The organism is Arthrobacter sp. HY1533 (assembly GCF_027568515.1).
Taxonomy (GTDB): domain Bacteria; phylum Actinomycetota; class Actinomycetes; order Actinomycetales; family Micrococcaceae; genus Specibacter.
Genome location: NZ_JANKZF010000038.1, coordinates 1 through 3065 on the forward strand (window position 1 = coordinate 1; position 3065 = coordinate 3065).

General features: G+C 65.5%; 2 protein-coding genes and 1 pseudogene. 2 read left to right on the top strand and 1 reads right to left on the bottom strand.

Annotated features, from left to right (window positions below):
• Positions 1 to 78: 78 nt before the first annotated feature.
• Positions 79 to 939 carry an IclR family transcriptional regulator gene (locus PCK14_RS18100; RefSeq protein WP_269939917.1) on the bottom strand — a complete coding sequence of 287 codons (861 nt, stop codon included), beginning with the start codon at positions 937 to 939 and terminating at the stop codon, positions 79 to 81.
• Positions 940 to 1131: 192 nt separating this feature from the next.
• On the opposite strand from PCK14_RS18100, the gene PCK14_RS18105 reads away from it, so the two are divergent.
• Positions 1132 to 2565 carry an amino acid permease gene (locus PCK14_RS18105; RefSeq protein WP_269939918.1) on the top strand — a complete coding sequence of 478 codons (1434 nt, stop codon included), beginning with the start codon at positions 1132 to 1134 and terminating at the stop codon, positions 2563 to 2565.
• A gap of 217 nt (positions 2566 to 2782) precedes the next feature.
• A pseudogene (locus PCK14_RS18110) lies at positions 2783 to 3065 on the top strand (IS110 family transposase); the annotation flags it as partial.

The following is a 3065-nucleotide window of genomic DNA, read 5'->3' on the forward strand; positions in this document are numbered from 1 at the left end:
GGGGGGGGTGTGTTTTGTCCCTTTCGCCCCGGGGGGCCCGGCCGCAACTCCCAAAAAACACCCCCCGCGGCACCAAAATCAGCCCTCGCGGCGTCCGTAGATCCTGGTGGACAGCTCGTCGGCCACCTTTGTGACGCGTGCGGCCAGCTCGGGCCACTGCTCCGCCGGCACCTTTTCCTCCAGGAACGTGACAGCCACTGCGGCAACGGGCCAGCCGAGGTGGTCGGTCACGGCGGCAGCCACGGAGCCGAAGCCGCCGGTGACCTCACCGCTCTCGGTTGAATAGCCACGGATCCGCACCTGGTCCAGGTGGGCGGAGAGGGTGGAGTACTTGCTGATCGGGTCCGGCACCTCTGTCAGCGAACTGAAAGCTGCGGCATTGGGGTACAGCGCCCGGACCTGCGACTTGGGCAGCGCGGCCAGGATGGCGCGCCCACTGGCCGTGAGGTGGCTCGGCAGCCGCACGCCGACGTCGGTCACCAGGGACGGGCGGTTCTTGGCCCGCTCCTCCACGATGTACAGGACGTCGCGGCCGTGCAGCACGGCCAGGTGGGCGCTTTCGCCGATCTTGTCCACGAGCGAGGCCAGCAGGGGCCGGCCCAGCCGGGACAGCGGTTCCTGGCGTGAGTACGCGCTGCTGAGTTCGAACGCGGCGACGCCGAGGCCGTAGCGCTGTTCCTCGTGCAGGTGCATGACGAAACCACTCTGCTCCATGACGCCCAGCAGGTGGTAGACGCTGGAGCGCGGCAGCTCGAGCGTGCTGGCGATCGTGGAGGCGGCCAGCGGCCCCCTCTTGGAGGAGAGCAATTTCAGGATGCGCAACGTGTTTTCCGCAGCCGGCACCTTCGAGGCAACCTTGGCGGCAGGCTTCGCCGGACGGCGCACAGCGGCCCCGGTGTCGGGGGCGGGCTGGGCAGGGTTCCGGTCGGCAGTTTCCATGGCTCCTCAGGATAGGGCTGAAATGGCGGCTGCTGTTGCCACACTATAGAATATTGCAGTCTGAAATCCCAGATTCTCAAGCGCCGCACCGCGATTTTGAGCCCAAACAGGGCCAAAAACGTGGCGTGGCGCACCATTGATGCACCCTTTGTGGCGCAGCCCACCCGGCACGCAGTGTTAGAAAGCCCACTCATGAAACCCAAGGGATCCGTCCTGACCCGCGGCCTGAACGCCCGGCACATCCGCTTCATGGCGTTGGGCTCCGCCATCGGCACCGGCCTGTTCTACGGTTCCTCCAGCGCGATCCAAAAGGCAGGGCCCGCGGTCCTGCTGGCCTACATCATTGCCGGCGCGGCCGTGTTTATGGTGATGCGGGCCCTTGGCGAAATGGCCGTGCGGCACCCCGTGTCCGGATCGTTTGGGCAGTACGCCGGGCGCTACCTGGGCCCGCTGGCCGGGTTCATCACGGGCTGGACGTATGTGTTTGAAATGGCCGTGGTGGCCGTTGCAGACGTCACGGCTTTCAGCATCTACATGGGCTTCTGGTTCCAGGACGTGCCCCGCTGGATCTGGGTCCTGGCCATCATCTTCTTCCTGGCGGCCGTGAACCTGCTCAGCGTGAAGGTTTTCGGCGAGCTGGAATTCTGGTTCTCCCTGGTCAAGGTCAGCGCCATCATTGCCATGATCGCCGGCGGCGTGGCCATCATTGTGTTCGGCTTCCACATGGAAGGCGCACAAGCCGCGGCCGGGCTGGGCAACCTGGTCAACAACGGCGGGTTCATGCCCAACGGCTGGGTGGGGCTCCTGGCCGCGTTCGCCGTCGTGATGTTTGCGTTCGGCGGCATTGAAACCATCGGTGTCACGGCGGGCGAGGCCAAGGATCCCGGCAAGTCAATCCCGTCGGCGGTCAACACCGTCCCGGTCCGCATCCTGCTGTTCTACGTGCTGACGCTGGGCGTGCTCATGAGCCTTGTCCCGTGGAATGAAATCACTGGCGAATCCAGCCCCTTCGTGCAGATTTTCGACTCCCTGGGCATCCCGCTCGCCGCGCACATCCTCAACGCCGTGGTCATCACGGCGGCCCTCTCGGCGATCAACAGTGACATCTTCGGCGCCGGCCGGGTCCTCTTCGGCCTCTCGCAGCAGGGCCACGCACCCGCCGCGTTCGGCAAGATCTCGCGTTCCGGCGTGCCGTGGATGACAGTGCTGCTCATGACGGGCGTGCTGCTGGCCGGCGTGGTCCTGAACGCCACCATCCCCGAGGACGTGTTCCTGCTCATCGCCTCGATCGCCACCTTCGCCACGGTGTGGGTGTGGATCATGATCCTCGCCTCGCACGTGGCCATGAAGCGGGAAATCGCCCGCGGTGGCATGGCCCCGTCAGCCTTCCCCGTCCCGCTGTGGCCGCTGGCCTCGGTCGCCGCCATCGTGTTTATGCTGGGCATCATCGTGCTGCTGGGCGTTTACCCCGACACCCGCACTGCCCTGGTTGTCGGCGCTGTATGGCTGGTGCTGTTGACCGTTGCGTTCAAGCTGTGGGTACGCGGGGATGGACGACGCCGCCCCCACCTTGTGGACGAAACCCCGCCTGCCGCCGTGGTGGAGTACGCCGCCACGGGTGATTGAGCCTGCCGACCCCTGGGTCTCGACAGGCTCGACCACCGGGACAGGCCGACCACCGGGACAAGCCGACCACCGGGAACCTGTTAGACGATATGAGGTGAGGGCCGGGGCCTTCTGTTTCACAGCTTCCGTGGGTTGCCAGTGAACAACCTCCCTGGCTTTGCGGCCTTTGGAGCGTTGCATTGGTAGTGCCACATGTGAGTTTTGGGAGGTCCCGGCTATGTTTCAGCATACGTTTATTGGGCTTGATGTTCACGCGGTTTCGGTGGTGGGATGCGCGTTGAATCCCGTCACCGGGGAGCTGGTGAGGATGGCCATGGATTCAGACCCGGTGGTCGTCCTGGACTGGATCCGCCGCTTCGAGCCACCCGTGAAAGCGGTCTACGAGTCGGGCCCGACCGGGTACGTGCTCGCCCGGCACCTGCGCGAGGCCGGGATCGATTGCGTGGTCGCGGCATCCTCGAAACTGTTGCGGGCACCGGGCGATAAGGTCAAAACCGACC

What these genes read in the sequence shown, in the direction of transcription:
- PCK14_RS18100 (WP_269939917.1), bottom strand. Translation starts at nt 939, where the DNA reads ATGGAAACTGCCGACCGGAACCCTGCCCAGCCCGCCCCCGACACCGGG.
- PCK14_RS18105 (WP_269939918.1), top strand. Translation starts at nt 1,132, where the DNA reads ATGAAACCCAAGGGATCCGTCCTGACCCGCGGCCTGAACGCCCGGCAC.